The sequence below is a fragment of the Variovorax sp. ISS6 genome (assembly GCF_056523145.1).
The window spans coordinates 3370185-3383889 of sequence record NZ_JAWRZC010000001.1; the positions used below are offsets into that span (position 1 = coordinate 3370185).

General features: G+C 63.2%; 16 protein-coding genes. 11 read left to right on the plus strand and 5 right to left on the minus strand.

Features of this window, described 5'->3' with window-relative positions:
• Positions 1 to 48 precede the first annotated feature (48 nt).
• The 5 genes from AC1HIL_RS15445 to AC1HIL_RS15465 form a co-directional block, all read right to left on the minus strand.
• Complete coding sequence (locus AC1HIL_RS15445) at positions 49 to 495, minus strand: hypothetical protein (RefSeq protein WP_296731854.1); 447 nt, start codon at positions 493 to 495, stop codon at positions 49 to 51.
• A gap of 237 nt (positions 496 to 732) precedes the next feature.
• Positions 733 to 1173, minus strand: coding sequence for a hypothetical protein (locus AC1HIL_RS15450; RefSeq protein ID WP_296731852.1), 441 nt, complete (start codon positions 1171 to 1173; stop codon positions 733 to 735).
• Between the two features lie 188 nt (positions 1174 to 1361).
• On the minus strand, positions 1362 to 2624 hold the full coding sequence (locus tag AC1HIL_RS15455; RefSeq protein ID WP_296731849.1) for a type II restriction endonuclease: 1263 nt from the start codon (positions 2622 to 2624) through the stop codon (positions 1362 to 1364).
• Between the two features lie 104 nt (positions 2625 to 2728).
• Positions 2729 to 4138 (minus strand): heavy metal sensor histidine kinase, encoded by a 1410-nt coding sequence (locus tag AC1HIL_RS15460; protein ID WP_296731847.1) that lies wholly within the window; start codon positions 4136 to 4138, stop codon positions 2729 to 2731.
• A 2-nt stretch (positions 4139 to 4140) separates the two neighbouring features.
• Positions 4141 to 4818 carry a heavy metal response regulator transcription factor gene (locus tag AC1HIL_RS15465; protein ID WP_296731844.1) on the minus strand — a complete coding sequence of 226 codons (678 nt, stop codon included), beginning with the start codon at positions 4816 to 4818 and terminating at the stop codon, positions 4141 to 4143.
• Positions 4819 to 5009: 191 nt separating this feature from the next.
• Between AC1HIL_RS15465 and AC1HIL_RS15470 the strand changes: the two genes are divergently transcribed.
• From AC1HIL_RS15470 to AC1HIL_RS15520, 11 genes are all read left to right on the plus strand, one after another.
• Positions 5010 to 5405: a hypothetical protein gene (locus AC1HIL_RS15470; protein ID WP_296731842.1), complete on the plus strand. Its 396-nt coding sequence runs from the start codon at positions 5010 to 5012 to the stop codon at positions 5403 to 5405.
• Positions 5406 to 5472: 67 nt separating this feature from the next.
• The gene (locus AC1HIL_RS15475) at positions 5473 to 5898 is read left to right on the plus strand and encodes a hypothetical protein (protein ID WP_296731840.1); all 426 of its coding nucleotides are present in this window, start codon (positions 5473 to 5475) and stop codon (positions 5896 to 5898) included.
• 487 nt (positions 5899 to 6385) lie between these two features.
• Positions 6386 to 7807, plus strand: coding sequence for a TolC family protein (locus tag AC1HIL_RS15480; protein WP_296731837.1), 1422 nt, complete (start codon positions 6386 to 6388; stop codon positions 7805 to 7807).
• Positions 7808 to 7829: 22 nt separating this feature from the next.
• Positions 7830 to 9245, plus strand: a complete 1416-nt coding sequence (locus AC1HIL_RS15485; protein WP_296731953.1) for a multicopper oxidase family protein — start codon at positions 7830 to 7832, stop codon at positions 9243 to 9245.
• Positions 9246 to 9286: 41 nt separating this feature from the next.
• Entirely contained in the window at positions 9287 to 9778 is a 492-nt protein-coding gene (locus AC1HIL_RS15490; protein ID WP_296731833.1) for a cupredoxin domain-containing protein, read from the plus strand.
• A 75-nt stretch (positions 9779 to 9853) separates the two neighbouring features.
• Entirely contained in the window at positions 9854 to 10228 is a 375-nt protein-coding gene (locus AC1HIL_RS15495) for a copper-binding protein (protein ID WP_296731830.1), read from the plus strand.
• Between the two features lie 51 nt (positions 10229 to 10279).
• Positions 10280 to 11131, plus strand: a complete 852-nt coding sequence (locus AC1HIL_RS15500; RefSeq protein WP_296731828.1) for a methyltransferase, TIGR04325 family — start codon at positions 10280 to 10282, stop codon at positions 11129 to 11131.
• 51 nt (positions 11132 to 11182) lie between these two features.
• Positions 11183 to 11575: a hypothetical protein gene (locus AC1HIL_RS15505; protein WP_296731825.1), complete on the plus strand. Its 393-nt coding sequence runs from the start codon at positions 11183 to 11185 to the stop codon at positions 11573 to 11575.
• Between the two features lie 63 nt (positions 11576 to 11638).
• Positions 11639 to 12298, plus strand: a complete 660-nt coding sequence (locus AC1HIL_RS15510; protein ID WP_296731822.1) for a c-type cytochrome — start codon at positions 11639 to 11641, stop codon at positions 12296 to 12298.
• A gap of 573 nt (positions 12299 to 12871) precedes the next feature.
• The gene (locus AC1HIL_RS15515; protein WP_296731818.1) at positions 12872 to 13201 is read left to right on the plus strand and encodes a four-helix bundle copper-binding protein; all 330 of its coding nucleotides are present in this window, start codon (positions 12872 to 12874) and stop codon (positions 13199 to 13201) included.
• Positions 13202 to 13224: 23 nt separating this feature from the next.
• Complete coding sequence (locus AC1HIL_RS15520) at positions 13225 to 13617, plus strand: DUF305 domain-containing protein (protein ID WP_296731814.1); 393 nt, start codon at positions 13225 to 13227, stop codon at positions 13615 to 13617.
• Positions 13618 to 13705 lie beyond the last annotated feature (88 nt).

A 13705-nucleotide genomic window follows, 5' to 3' on the forward strand; every position in this document is an offset into this window, starting at 1 on the left:
GCGCCGTCCCGGCTCGTGAGAGCCGTCGGCGCAGCGTCGATCAGTGGATCAGGTTCGGTAGACGCAGTGCAGGATGGCGTGCGGGGGCGATGCCGCAACCAGTGCACTCAAGGAAGCCGCCGCAGGGCGTGGAGGCTGTGTCGCCTCGGGCGCCCAAGGCGTCAGGAGAAGCGGTGCCAGCAGCGCGACGGGGATCGTCAGCGTGGATGCATGGTCGCTTTGCTGGCCGAATTTGCAGTGCTCGGCACACAGATTGGCAGAGCCCGTATCTGTCATGCCAACCATGTCGCCACAGGGAGGCGACTGTGTGGTCGCGTCAACACTTGCATCGACAACCGCGGTCGTCTCGCCGGCCATCTGCATCAAGGCAGCTGAGTCCGCGTCCATCGCGCCCGACGAGAGCGCTGGGCAGGCATAGGCTGCGATCGACAGCTGCGCGAACAGCAGCACACCGATCAGTCCGCGGGCGATCAGGTGCACCAGCCGGCGTGTCATGACTGCGTCCTTGGCAATGCAGACCCAAGCATATTCGTGGCGCTGGGTGCGCCACGAATATGCTTGGAAACGGTTGCAATGGAGGCCATGGAAGGGCGTATTGGAACGCTGTGTATGGAGCTGGCGTGCGCGAGGTAGTTCCGCGAATTCTAGACCTTGTGGTTCAGAACAGGCCGCAAGTCGCGGCAATATGCGCGGCTTGCGGTCTCGAGCGCTTCAAGGCTGTGCGCCAATCCATCAGCGGCTGGCGGTTGCAGCCGACCGCGAGCCCTGTCGCGTGATGCGTTCCACCAAGGCACCAAACTCGGGGCCGTTGCGCAGGCGTGCGTATTCGGCGGCGGCCTGCCTGTAGGCGGGGCGAGACAGGTCGGCGCCTGCTTCGCCGTTGGTGGCTGCAGCCAAGCCTGAACGAATCCAGGTCAACGTGTCGGCCTGAACCATTGCGCGGCTGTTGGCGCTGACGCTTGCGACAGCCCGCGGATTGCCTTCGGGGTAGCCTTGGTCCGGCGAGTTCTGCAGCCAGTTTCGCGTGTCCGCGGCCACAGCGGCGCGGCTGGTGCTGGAAGTCAGCGGTGCAGGGCGGGGGTCGCCTTCCGCATAGTTGCCAGCAAGCGCAGGGCCGGCGATCGCGCTGAGCAGCGCGGCCAGCGTCAGGGAGGTCTTGAGGGAGGTCTTCATGATTCGATCCTTTGGCAAAGAGTGGGCAATGTTCCTGGTCGAGTAGGCGCACTTGAGGGTGCGCTTGTCTCTTTCCGTGATCCAACTCTAGGTCGCAGGTCGGCGAATTCCCGCACGCGAAGATTACAGTTGCGTCATCCAGCGGGTTCGTCGACGGGCGCGGCGGTCATACCTCTCGCGCCCGGGTCTCAAAGCAGATGTGAAATCTCGCTCAGGGGCTTCAACCCCGAACCGAAGCGGCCAATCGCTTCGCGGTGGTTGCCGAGTTCGCTATAGGGCAGATACCGGATGCCAAGTTCAGCGACACGCGAAAACGCCGGGCGGCGCAGCTGCAGTCGTACGTCGTCGCGTCGTGCATCGGGCGCCACCAGGAACATCGACACCCCAGCGCCAAGTTCCGTGCCCAGTGCAAGGTCCAGCATTCGCACGATGCCCGAGTAGATCGAGGTCGAGTGTTCCACCTCGAAAGCTGCGGCGATCTTGGCGCCGTCGGCTTCCACCCAGATCACGTCGATCAGACGCACCGAGTCCAGACCGGGCTGAGCTCCCGAAGGCAACTGCGTCAGGCAGCCGTCGCCGAGTCGCCCTCCTGCATAGGTGCGGCCCTGGTCGTTGGATGCGATCCAGACGCCGTAACCCAGCGACCTGCCCAGGTCGCGCAGCCATCCCTGGATTTCGGTGTGGGTCGCATCGCTCTCGCGTTCGGCGGCCCAGCGCTTGTGTGCGGCGGCCGATTCCTCGCGCACTTTCTCGAGATCGGCTTCCCAGCCCCGGATGGCGGCGGCATCGTCGTCGCGCGGCGGTGCCGTGTACCGACCCGAACCGATGTCGAAGAGCAGGCCGGCCAAGGCGCCCATGTCGTTGGACAGCAGCCGGCGGTGCTGCGCATTCAGGCGCAGACAGCCTTCGCGCATCGAGAGATAGTGGTCCCACTTACCGAGCTTGACATTGCTGCCCGTGAGCGCGTTGTAGCCCTTCACGATCGCCGTGTTGAATGGCATCACGATCGTGGGATGGACGAAGTACAGAAGATTCGCCACGGCCGGCCCGAGGCCCTTGATCTGATGCGCGTCGATCCGCCGGATGGCTTCGACCACCTCCTCCGCGCTGTCACAGCAGTCGCAGGCGTGCAGCAGTCGGGCGAAGGCACGCTGGTTGGCGGCGTTCTCATAGATGTCGGGAATGCGCAGCTTGGGCTTCCAGAGAAACGCGTGGTCGGCCCCCTTGAAGATCTGGCGCTGCTCCGCCACCGAACCCACGACCGTCTCGAGCGAGGAGCCGCGGAATGCGCTGCCGAAGGTGCCTGCATCGATGTCCTTGACCACCTGGGCCAAGCCGCGGCGAATGGATCGGAAATTTTTGAGCCTCTCATCCCAGAGAAACCATGAGTTGTAGGTGCTCAACGAATCGGCTTTCCAGTGACCGATGAGAACTTCAAGACCGATAGTCATGGGAGAAAAGGAGCAATGCGCATTGCGCGATAGCGCCGATTGAAACACGGTCCCTGCTGCAGTCGATGTGCAATCTCGGCGCGCCGACCAGGGTTGGCCGCGGATCAGTTTTCCGACACCGCCATGGAAAAGCTGATCTCAGTGACGCCCGATCGGGAGGTGGCTCGGGTTTGGCCTCCATGCATTCGCGCGATCGCGGCGACGATCGCCAAGCCCAGCCCATGGTGCTCTGACGAGTCGGAGCGAGACCGCTCCGCCCGGAAGAAGCGTTTGAAAAGATTGGGCAGCACGTCGGCGGCGATCGGCTCGCCACGGTTGGCAACCTTGACCCAGACGCCGTCAGGCTGCGTATCGATCACGACCGCGATGGTCGAGCCCGGCGCCGCATACCGGCTCGCGTTGCTCAGCAGGTTCGACAGCGCTCTGCGCACCAGTCCGGCGTCGACACCAATGCGCGCATCGCCGCTGACATGCACCTTCAGTCCCACGTCTTCGAGCGTGGCCTCGTGAAAGTCCAGTACCGTGCGCACCTGGTCAGCCAGACTGACCGGCGCCGAGCGGCGGGCGACAGCGCCGCGGTCTGCATGGGACAGGAAGAGCATGTCGATCACGATCGCGGAGACGCGCCTTGCTTCTTCCAGCGCCGACAGCAACGCGTCGCGCAACTCCTCGATCGACCTTGGCCGCGCCAACTCGACCTCCACCATCCCGATCAGGTTGGCCAGCGGCGTGCGCAGTTCGTGCGCAACATCCGCGTTGAACGATTCCAACTGCTGGTAGGCCTGTTCCGCCCGGTCGAGCACCGCATTGAACTGCGCGACCCAGGGGGTGATTTCAGAGGCATACGGGGAGGGATCGATGCGCAGTCCCGGGTGCGCGGGTCCTGTGGCGGCGGTCTGCTGAATCAGCTTCTTCAGGGGTTTCAGACCCCGGTGCACCAGCAGCGCACCGGTCAGGGAGATCATCGCGGACCCCAGCACGACCGCACCGACCAGTGTCCAGGCTAGCCGACGCAGGAGCCGGTTGTCCTCCTGGATGTCGATGCCCAGTTGCAGTTGCATGGCGGCATCGCCCGGCTGCGCCTGGAGCTCCTCAGTCGGCTTCCAAAGCCAGCGTGCGGATGCCCGGGTAGGCCTGGTCGAGTAGATAGTCTCGTTCCCGCGGCGCAGCACCAAGCTGATCTCGGCATGCGTGAGAAAGAAATCGTCCAGCTTGTGCCGCAAGCCGTCCGGCCCAGGATCGCCGCGCGACTCCTGGATCAGGTGCCGGATCAATTCGGACTGGCGCTCGAACTCGCTGGCCTGCTTGACCTGAAAGCTCCACGCCGTGACGGCGTAGATCGCCACGCAGACGAGGCTGAGGCCGATCAATGCCTGCGCCGCAAACCAGCGAGACAGCGCGGCCTGGATGGAGCCGGTGCCTTCGGTGTTGGGGGCTGCATCGGTTGCCGCCGACTTGACGATCGCAGCGGTGACCGAGGCGCCGGGCTCGCGGATGGTTTCAGCGGCGTTCACGATCAACTGCCCTGTCGGCTCTCCAGCACGTAACCCATGCCGCGCACCGTGTGCAGCAGCTTCTCTTCGAAAGGATCGTCGATCTTGCTGCGCAGTCGCCGGATCGCCACTTCCACCAGGTTGGTGTCGCTGTCGAAGCTCATGTCCCAGACCTGATCTGCCAGTTGCGTGCGCGACAGCACGTTGCCCTGGCGGCGCATGAGCAGCGTCAGCAGCGCGAACTCCTTGGCGGTCAGCTCCAGGCGTTGCCCGTTGCGCGTCGCCTTGCGCGCCACCACATCGAGGTTCAGGTCTTTGAGCGTGTAGTTGGAAACCTCATGGAGCTTGCCGCGCCGAAGCAGCGCCTGGATCCGTGCAAGCAGTTCGGAGAAGGCGAACGGCTTGGCGAGGTAATCGTCCGCGCCGCTTTGAAGTCCTCGCACCCGATCGGTTACTTCGTCGCGCGCCGTCAACATCAGCACCGGCATCGACTTGGATTTGCGCAGAGCCTCCAGAACGGCGAAACCATCGATGCCCGGCAGCATCACGTCCAGCACCAGGAGGTCGTAGTCCCCATCGAGCGCGAGACTGCGCCCCTCGATGCCCGTGCGTGCGAGGTCGACCACGAAGCCGCTCTCGGTCAGGCCCTTGACGAGGTAGTCGCCCAGTTTGTGTTCGTCTTCGATGACCAGGATTCGCATCATCCAATGCTACGGCGCGGGGTCGCGTGCGTGGATTACTTCTTTGTAATCCAAGTAGAGGGTGATTGGCGGACTGGCTTCCTAGAGTCATTGCATGCCAGCCAGTTGACTGGCATCGCCGGCTCGGTGGTCGATGCCGACGTGTTCAATGCAGCTCGCGAAGTCGAGCAATTCGTTGAAGGAGACCTATCATGAAGAACCGTCAAATCTTCTCGTTCGCACTCGCCGCCGGCGTGGGCGCTGCCTTCGTCGCGCCGTTCGCGGCCTATGCGGAAGGTCCGTCGCATTTCGCACCCAACGAAGCCGGCGTGGTCTATCACCCGGGCGAAGCCGGATCGGGCAAGACTGCAGCGCAGGTGTCGGCTGAGCTCGCGGACGCGCAGAAAACCCCTGCCGGGGCCAGCATGCTGCGCTGGGGGTCGATGAGCACGCCGAAGGTCGGAGCCTCCAAGTCGCGCGCCGAAGTGGTGGCCGAACTGGAAGCCGCGCAGAAGCAGCCCAACTGGGATGCAGCGGCCAGGCTCGGTGCGCCCCTGCCAGCGCCCAAGGGTGACGCGAGCAAGACTCGCGCACAGGCGCAGCCCTGAGGGCCGCGTGCAGGACTGGATACACGTACAGGCCACCTGACAGACCGCTCGATCTAGAATTCGCCTTATGCACCGGGTTCGCCTGTTCGTCCTTTGGATCATGATGTTTGCCGTACCCTTCCAGGGGTACGCTGCGGCAGCCATGGTCTTTTGCGGACCTGGACACGCCGGCGCAATGACGGAAATGTCCGCTGAGCGGACCGGGATGCATGACCACGCCCAACATCCGCATGCGGACGAGCGTGGCGACCATCACCACGAGGCGTCACAGGCGGCCAAACCGCCTGTGAAAGACAGCACTGCCAAGGCTGCAAGCGCGGAACCTGACGCGATGCACAAGTGCGGAACCTGCGGCGCGTGCCATGCCACGGCGCTGACCAGTACGTTGGAAGTGGCCGTCTTCCACGATCTTCCCCGCGCCGATCTGGCGGAGCCCGCCATCACGGTGGCCACGCTCGCGCCACGCGTTCTCGACAAGCCTCCTCGCTTCTGACGCGTTCGTGCGCCCGTGATCCGTCACGGGGCCGCCGCGGACGCTCATGCATCGCTGCGCCATGCCTTCAGGGCAGTTCTGGCGCATCCCGTTCATGATCTTGCGAGGACTCCATGTTCCATTCATCGTCGGCCCGTCGGCTGGCAGTTTTTCCCGCCGTGGCTGCGTTCGCAGCCCTGGCAACGCTGAGCGCCGCTGTCGCCTTGGCTCAGCCTGCATCCGCCCAGCCCGAGGCGGCACCCACATCAGTGCCACCTGTACTGACCTACAGGTCCGCACTCGAGGGCTATCGGCCCTTCGCTGACGAAAAGGCCATTCCCTGGAAGGAGGCCAACGAGACGGTCTACCGCCGAGGCGGCTGGCAGGCCTACGCCAAGGAAGCATCGGGCACGGGGTCGGCAGAGTCCGATTCGCCCAAGGGCGCAGCCGCTGCACCTGCCGCGCAGCCAGGCCACTCGATGCCTATGCCAGCGAAGAAGGAGAAGCCATGAAGCGCGCTTTGCGTTTGACGGCCGTCGCCGTCGCGGCCGCCTTCCTGGCCGGTTGCGCCTCGGTCAGCATCGACGACGCCCTGAAGGAAACGAACACCAATGCCCAGCAGTTCACAGGCGGCAAGCTCGAGCTCAGCAGGACCCAGGAGCAGCGCGACCGCCGCGCCGCGTTGACGCAGGATCTGCTGGCCAAGCCACTGTCGCAGAGCGACGCGGTTCAGCTCGCGCTGGCCAACAGCCCGTCCGTCCAGGCGCTGATCGCGCAGAGCTGGGGTGACATTGCCGCGACCAACCAGAGCAGCCGGCTGCCGAACCCGATCCTATCGTTCGCACGAACCCGACTGAACAGCGAACTCGAGCTTGAACGTCTGCTGTCCTTCGGACTGGTGGACCTCATCCTGTTGCCGCAACGCTTGTCGATCTCCAGAAGCCAGGCCAGCCAGGCCAAGGTCCAACTGACCAGCGCCGTCGTCGACCAAGTCACGCAGGTCAAGCAAGCCTGGGTCCGTGCGGTTGCCGCGCAACAGTCGCTGCAGTACGCTGAACAGGTCAACAAGTCGGCTCAAGCCAGCGCCGAGCTCGCACGCCGGATGCAGCTCATTGGGAACTTCTCCAAGCTGCAGCGTGCACGCCAACAGGTGTTCTACGCCGACGCGACCACCCAGCTCGCCTCGGCTCAGCACGCGACTACCGCTGCGCGCGAGGAGCTGATTCGTGTCCTGGGACTGAACGATGAGCAGGCTGCCAAGTTGACGTTGCCCGAACGTCTGCCTGACTTGCCCAAGACCCCTCGCGAGGCGAAGGAAGTCGCGGCGACCGCGACCGAGCAGCGTCTGGACGTCCAACTCGCACGTGCCCAGCTGGACGTGGCGGGCAAGTCGCAAGGCATCAACCTGCTGTCGACCTTCATCGATGTCGAGGTGGGTGGCCGGCGTGACACCGTGTTCGATAACGCGGAAAACACAAAGAGCACCCGTCGAGGCTTCGAGCTCGACATCCGGCTGCCGTTGTTCGACTGGGGGTCGGCGCAGCGCGACATGCTGAATGCGCAGTCGCTGGCCGCAGCGAACCGGTACGACGCCACGGTTCGCGGTGCGGCTTCGCAACTGCGCGAAGGGTATTCGGCCTACCGCACCGCCTACGACATCGCGCGCCACTACCGCGACGAGATCGTCCCGCTGCGTCAGGCCATGGCCGACGAAAACGTGCTTCGCTACAACGGGATGCTGATCGGCGTCTTCGAGTTGCTCGCCGAGGCACGCGACCAGATTTCCAGCGTGACCAACGCCATCAACGCCCAGCAGCAGTTCTGGCTGGCCGACGCCGCCCTGGCCGCGTCGGTGATGGGTAAACCTACCGCGACGGGCGGCTCGATGGCCGGCGGCGGCGGCGAAGCCTCCGCTGCCGCCGCGCACTGACCCCATCAACGAATTGAACGATATGACCAGCAGACGCAACTTCATCACCGGCGCCGGCGCCATCACCGGGGCTGTCGCCGCGGCCAGCGTGAGCAAGGTAGCCATGGCCGCCTTGCCAGAGCCTGTGCTCCAGACCTCTCCGAACACGATGCCGCCACTCGCTCCCTCGAGCGGCCGGCCCTATAACCCCGTGGTCACGCTCAATGGCTGGACCCTGCCTTGGCGCATGAACAACGGTGTCAAGGAATTTCACCTGGTGGCCGAACCGGTGGTGCGCGAGATGGCACCGGGCTTCAAAGCCAATCTGTGGGGCTACAACGGCCAGTCGCCCGGTCCGACCATCGAGGTCGTCGAAGGCGACCGGGTACGGATCTTCGTGACCAATAAGCTGCCCGAGCACACCAGCGTGCACTGGCATGGCCAGCGCCTGCCCAACGGCATGGACGGCGTCGCGGGCCTGAACCAGCCGCCGATCCGTCCGGGCAAGACCTTCGTCTATGAGTTCGTGGCACGCCGCCCCGGCACCTTCATGTACCACCCGCATGCGGACGAGATGACGCAGATGGCGATGGGGATGATGGGCTTCTGGGTCACGCACCCGAAGGGTGACCATCCACTGATCGAGAAGGTCGACCGCGACTTCGTGTTCCTGCTCAACGCCTACGACGTGGAGCCCGGCAGCGCCACGCCCAAGATCATGACGATGCTGGACTTCAACCTGTGGTCCTGGAACAGCCGCATCTTCCCCGGCATCGACTCGCTCAACGTGCGGCTCAACGACAAAGTGCGCATCCGCATCGGCAACCTGACGATGACGAACCACCCGATCCACCTGCACGGGCACGAATTCCTCGTCACGGGCACCGATGGGGGCCCAACGCCGAAGAGCTCCCGGCAGTATGAGGTCACGACGGACGTGGCGGTCGGCCAGATGCGTCAGATCGATTTTCTGGCCGACGAGGAAGGCGACTGGGCCTTCCACTGCCACAAGAGCCATCACACGATGAACGCCATGGGCCACGACGTGCCCACCATGATTGGACTGGACCACAAGGACGTGGCCAAGCAGATCTCGAGCCTGGTGCCCGACTACATGGTGATGGGCGAACGCGGCATGGCCGACATGGCCGAAATGGAAATGCCGATCCCCGACAACACCGCGCGAATGATGACGGGCGAAGGGCCGTTCGGCTCGGTCGAGATGGGCGGCATGTTCAGCGTGGTCAAGGTGCGCAAAAACCAGAAAGCCGGTGATTACTCCAACCCCGGCTGGTTCAAGCATCCCAAGGGCACCGTGGCCTACGAACTCGACGGCCCGGCGCCTGAGACCTCGCGCCAGCGCGATGCCGGCGCGGCTGCGATGCCCGCGAAGAACATGCCCGCCAAGAACATCGAAGTCCAGATTCGCAAGCCGGGCAGCGGACATACCGGCCACTGATTTTCTCTCTCCTCCCCAACCTCAACTCTCAAAGGAAACACATGAAACACACCCTCCGCAATACCGCGCTCGCAGCACTGGTCGCCCTGGCCGCCGCTGGCGCTTCGGCCTCGGGCACCCATGCCGGTGGCCACGGCCACGAAGCCAATGAGGCGATCGGCAAGCCCGGCGTGGCAACCAAGGCCACCCGCACGATCAACGTCGACATGACGGACAGCATGCGCTTCACGCCCGCCGACATCAGCGTCAAGCAGGGCGAGACCGTGCGCTTCGTGATCAAGAACTCTGGCCAACTGAAGCACGAACTCGTGATCGGGACCGAGAAGGAGCTCAAGGAGCATTACGAAGTCATGAAGAAGAACCCCGAGATGGAGCACTCCGATCCGAACATGGTCACGCTGGCCGCGGGCAAGAGCGGCGAGATCGTCTGGCAATTCACCAAGGCCGGCAAGGTCGACTTCGCTTGCCTGCAGCCGGGCCACTACGACGCGGGCATGAAGGGCGCCGTGAACGTGACCAAGACCGGCAAGTAAGCCCGACGCGCCCGCCGCGAGTTCCCATCGGGACGCGGCGGGTCTCCAAATTCATTCATATCCAAGGAGATCTTCATGTCGAACATTCGCATCGCAATCTTGGCATTCGTTGCCGCACTCTCGTTTGCTGGCGCGGCCAGCGCGCAATCGTCCAAACCCACGTCGGACATGCCCGGCATGGCGGACAAGGCACCGGCAGCAGGCGCTGCCGATTCGGCCGCGGCATCGGAACTCACTGAGGGCGAAGTCCGCAAGGTGGACAAGGACAACAAGAAACTCACGATCAAGCACGGTCCGCTGAAGAACCTGGACATGCCCGGCATGACCATGGTGTTCGGGGTCAAGGACGACGCCATGCTCGACAAGGTCGAGACCGGCGCCAAGGTCCGTTTCCAGGCGGAGAAGATCGACGGAAAGATCGTCGTTACCAAGATCGAAGCAGCCCGCTGAGCGCATCAGAAAACCTGGCCGGCAGTGAACGCCGAAAGGATGGAGGAAAACATGGCGTACTCCAGTGCTTCGCAAGTCGTTCGGCAAATCCTTGAGGGGCCAGTCACCCGGCCGGCATTGCTGCGCTGGCGGCGTCGACAGTTCTTCTCCGAGGCTGGTTTTGCCGGCTATTTCGGCATCTTCAAGGACTTCTCCGAAGCGCGGGACTGGCTTCCTGACAATCCGGAATTCGACCATGCGGCCCTGGCGGCCGAGTATGTGAACGTCCGCACGAAGAAGATCTTCGCGTACGACTATCCGGTAATGTGGTGGCTCGAGCGCGCGTTTCGCGACGGTGCCACCAAGGTGCTCGACATCGGCGGTTCAGTAGGCGTTCATTTCTACGCATACCAGCGCTATTTCGAAATGCCGAATCAGTTGTCGTGGCGCGTCGTTGAAGTTCCTGCAATAGCTTCCATCGGCCGAGAAATGGCCAAGCAAGCAGGGGCCAGTGCGCTGAGTTTTACCCACACAGACGCCCTGAGACAGGCGCTGGCCGGCCATGACATCTGGCTCTCGGCAGGAGCCCTGCACTATCTTGACAATGGGCGCCCCGCTGATCTGCTCGCACAGTGCGAGATCCGTCCACGACATATCTTGCTGAACAAGCTCCCGTTGTACGACGGCGAAGACTACGTCACGGCGCAGAACATCGGCGCTGGCTGCTTCGCGCCGATGCATGTCTATAACCGTCAGCGCTTGATCAGTGAGATCGAAGTGCTCGGCTACGCCTTGTGCGACGAGTGGCAAGTTCCTGAGCGCTCGCTCTACCTCCCGGGGTTTCCCGAGCGTTGCATCCCGGCCCACAGCGGCCTTTACTTCCGCATGCTGAACGGCGCAAGCCAAAGCGTCGATGCGTCCTAGCCCATCATGGGGTATCGGGCCGACACATTGTCCGTCGCCGATATCGCGAAGATGAAACATCACATCATCGGCACGGCGCATCCTGTCACAAGCGGGATTCTTGGTGCGGCGATCTGCGTCGGCCTGGCGGGCTGCGCCGACCTCTACAAGCAGCATCGCGATTTCCAGGATGGTTGGCGTACAGGCGAGATTGTCGAGATCGGCCGCGCGAGCGAAATTCAGCGCAGCGGTCGCACGGACTGCAGGAAGAAGGCCAGCCCGGACGAGCTTGCACTGCGTCGATTCGCCATCCTGGTCGATCGTTCCACGGGGCAGCGCCACGCGCACATCGTGATGCTGGACCCTGCGACATCCGTCGAGTTGGGCGACACCGTTTCGACCAATGTCGTCAAGTGCAGCACGCCCATTCGCGTCTTGTCGCATGCACAAGCGCCGCGCGGGTGATACGGCCACCGCACGATCTCCAGCCATCTTTTACAGCTAGCCCGCCCAAAACTTGAGTCCCCCATGAAATTGTTCGTCCCCCTTTTGCTCGCCGCTCTTGGCGGGCTTGCCTCCATCTCTTCTTTCGCAGCCGACCCCATGCCTATGGCTGCTACCGAGAAAGCCCCCGTCAGATCGGCCAAGGCAGATATCGCGAACGGTGAAGTCGTCTTCAACGGAAAGTCGTGCGCCGCATGTCATAACGCTGATGGCAACTCGGCGATTCCCGCCAACCCCAAGCTGGCTCAGCAGCATCCCGAATACCTGGTCAAGCAGCTTCAGGAGTTCAAGTCCGGCAAGCGCAAGAGCCCTGTCATGGCTGGCATGGCCGCGATGCTTTCCGATCAGGAAATGCGCGACGTCGCCTGGTTCCTCGGCTCCAAGCCCGTCAAGCCCGGGTTTGCGAAGGAGAAAGACCTCGTCGCCCTGGGCGAGAGGATCTACCGTGGCGGCATTGGGGACCGCAACGTGCCGGCCTGCGCGGGCTGCCACAGTCCCAACGGCGCCGGCATCCCGAGCCAGTACCCGCGGCTTGGAGGACAACACGCCGAGTACACCGCCGCGCAGCTGACATCGTTTCGCGATGGGACACGACTCAACAGCGTGCCGATGAGTGGCGTTGCAGCGAAGCTCAACGATCGCGAAATCAAGGCGGTGTCCGACTACATCGCAGGCCTGCGCTAAGCCTCGACCAGCGAGCTGCCTGAAATCACCGTGCAGCCAATCCAGCGCCTTCCCCTCACGCGCCTGCTGCCGCTAGGCGCGCGCAGCATCGGCTGGAAAGCCAAGTGGGGTGACGCATGTACGTGACAGGCCGATGGGTCTCTGTGAATGTGGTGAGCACCATGTTCATTGCCTGGATCTTGGGTGTGATCGCTTTCTTGGCCATCGTGTATTGGCAGCGCCGCAAACATCATAAGAACCGGCTGAACCACGACAGAAGTCGAAGAGCCTCTCGCTCGAGTGCACCCAGGAAGGCCCGGCGGGGCAAGCGATGAGGCTGCCGGCAAGTCGCAACCATGACCGGGTTGTCGTCCGACAGACGCCTGTCCGAGTCTTCGGCACGCTGCAAGCAGGTTCAGAGTTTCCGCACGGTCGACATTCGCCATCGTCGTTCATATCGACGCCGCTCGTCGTTAACCGGTTGCTCTAGGTTTTTCATGCACACGCGATCCGACGGGTCGCGCAACTCGGGACGGTTACATCGTCCCTCTTCGCCGGTCGCCAGCTGCCGGCCGCTACACAAAGGAGAAAGTCATGTCACATGAAACCAACTCTGCCTGTATCGAGGCGTGCAACGAGTGTGCCATCGCATGCAATCACTGTGCAATGGCCTGCTTGAAGGAAGACAACGTCAAGATGATGGCCCGATGCATCGCGCTGGATATGGATTGCGCGGCGATCTGCCAGTTGGCCGCCGCCACCATCGCCCGTGGCAGCGAGCACACAAAAGAAATTTGCGAACTGTGCGCCGACATCTGCGAAGCCTGCGCGGAGGAATGCGGCAAGCACAAGGCACCGCATTGCCAGTCCTGCGCCGCAGCCTGTCGTGCCTGCGCGGTTGCCTGCCTTGAAATGGCACATTGAATTTCAACCCACCAAGGAGAACCATGAACTCCCTGTATTTCAGGACCTTGGCGAGCGCCTCTGCGCTCGCGGCCTTTGCGCTGACCGCGGTGGCGCAAATTCAGCCCTCCACTCCGCCTGCATCGGGGCCGATGGCCATGTCTCCAGCGCAGATGCAGAAAGGCAGCGGATCAGACGAAATGAAGAAATCCATGATGAGCGGCATGGAGGGCATGCCGAAGATGCAGATGTCAGGGGACACCGACAAGGATTTCGCGATGCTGATGAAGATGCATCACCAGCAGGCGCTCGAGATGGCCAAGCCCGAGATCGCACACGGAAATTCGCCGGAGCTGAAAGCGATGGCACGCAAGATCATCAAGGACCAAACCAAGGAGATCGCGCAGCTGGATGCGTGGATGAAAAAGAATCCTTGAGCAGGAAGTGGTGCGTTGCGCAGGGTCCGTTCGTATCAGCATCCGAGGCCACTTTCCGGTCCGTCCGGCGCAGATGGAAAAGCGCATC

Excerpts from the sequence above, each read along its gene's own strand:
- AC1HIL_RS15445 (WP_296731854.1), bottom strand. The coding sequence starts at position 495 with ATGACACGCCGGCTGGTGCACCTGATCGCCCGCGGACTGATCGGTGTG.
- AC1HIL_RS15450 (WP_296731852.1), bottom strand. The coding sequence starts at position 1,173 with ATGAAGACCTCCCTCAAGACCTCCCTGACGCTGGCCGCGCTGCTCAGC.
- AC1HIL_RS15455 (WP_296731849.1), bottom strand. The coding sequence starts at position 2,624 with ATGACTATCGGTCTTGAAGTTCTCATCGGTCACTGGAAAGCCGATTCG.
- AC1HIL_RS15465 (WP_296731844.1), bottom strand. The coding sequence starts at position 4,818 with ATGCGAATCCTGGTCATCGAAGACGAACACAAACTGGGCGACTACCTC.
- AC1HIL_RS15470 (WP_296731842.1), top strand. The coding sequence starts at position 5,010 with ATGAAGAACCGTCAAATCTTCTCGTTCGCACTCGCCGCCGGCGTGGGC.
- AC1HIL_RS15475 (WP_296731840.1), top strand. The coding sequence starts at position 5,473 with ATGCACCGGGTTCGCCTGTTCGTCCTTTGGATCATGATGTTTGCCGTA.
- AC1HIL_RS15480 (WP_296731837.1), top strand. The coding sequence starts at position 6,386 with ATGAAGCGCGCTTTGCGTTTGACGGCCGTCGCCGTCGCGGCCGCCTTC.
- AC1HIL_RS15485 (WP_296731953.1), top strand. The coding sequence starts at position 7,830 with ATGACCAGCAGACGCAACTTCATCACCGGCGCCGGCGCCATCACCGGG.
- AC1HIL_RS15490 (WP_296731833.1), top strand. The coding sequence starts at position 9,287 with ATGAAACACACCCTCCGCAATACCGCGCTCGCAGCACTGGTCGCCCTG.
- AC1HIL_RS15495 (WP_296731830.1), top strand. The coding sequence starts at position 9,854 with ATGTCGAACATTCGCATCGCAATCTTGGCATTCGTTGCCGCACTCTCG.
- AC1HIL_RS15500 (WP_296731828.1), top strand. The coding sequence starts at position 10,280 with ATGGCGTACTCCAGTGCTTCGCAAGTCGTTCGGCAAATCCTTGAGGGG.
- AC1HIL_RS15505 (WP_296731825.1), top strand. The coding sequence starts at position 11,183 with ATGAAACATCACATCATCGGCACGGCGCATCCTGTCACAAGCGGGATT.
- AC1HIL_RS15510 (WP_296731822.1), top strand. The coding sequence starts at position 11,639 with ATGAAATTGTTCGTCCCCCTTTTGCTCGCCGCTCTTGGCGGGCTTGCC.
- AC1HIL_RS15515 (WP_296731818.1), top strand. The coding sequence starts at position 12,872 with ATGTCACATGAAACCAACTCTGCCTGTATCGAGGCGTGCAACGAGTGT.
- AC1HIL_RS15520 (WP_296731814.1), top strand. The coding sequence starts at position 13,225 with ATGAACTCCCTGTATTTCAGGACCTTGGCGAGCGCCTCTGCGCTCGCG.